The sequence below is a fragment of the Bacillus sp. LR--39 genome, assembly GCF_053613335.1.
Window position 1 is genome coordinate 1 of sequence record NZ_JBSIOT010001004.1, and the last position, 659, is coordinate 659.

The 659-nt window shown below is 46.4% G+C and carries 1 pseudogene; it reads right to left on the reverse strand.

What is annotated here, in order from left to right:
* Positions 1–10 precede the first annotated feature (10 nt).
* Positions 11–659: pseudogene (gene mcpA / locus ACWHAR_RS28065) on the reverse strand (methyl-accepting chemotaxis protein); the annotation flags it as partial.

Here is a 659-nt window from a genome sequence, read left to right on the forward strand (position 1 = left end):
TTAAGGGTTATTATTCGATTTTGAATCGTTTGGTCATATCGCGAAGCTCTTCCGCCATAGACGAAAGGGTCTCTGCAGACGAGCTGATTTCTTCCATGGAAGCAAGCTGCTCTTCGGCTGACGCCGCGATATCTTGTATATGCGCTGAGCTTTCTTTTGAAATCGATGCAATGTGCTCAGACGCTCCCGAAACTTCTTCGGAGCTGGCAGAAAGCTGCTGAACCGTCGCACTCATATTTTGCAGTTCGCCGGCGATTTGGTTCGTCATTTCAGAAATGCGCTTAAAGCTCATTTCTGTTTTATCTGTGATGTCAAGTCCTGTCTGCACCTCTTGATTGACAGATTGGAACATGCCGAGTGATGTATTGATTTCCTTCACAATTTCGATGATTAATCCTTCAATCTCTTTTGCTGAATCTGCTGACTGTACTGCCAGTTTTCTTACTTCTTCCGCTACAACGGAGAAGCCGCGGCCGTACTCGCCTGCGCGCGCTGCTTCAATTGCTGCGTTTAAGGCAAGCAGATTCGTCTGGTCTGCGATGCCATTGATCACACGCAAAATGTTTGTAATATCTTTCGATTTCGTTTCCAATCCGCGTACGACTTGCTCCGCTTCTTTAACGGACTTGTCAATGACATTCATTTGGCCGACGGTTTGA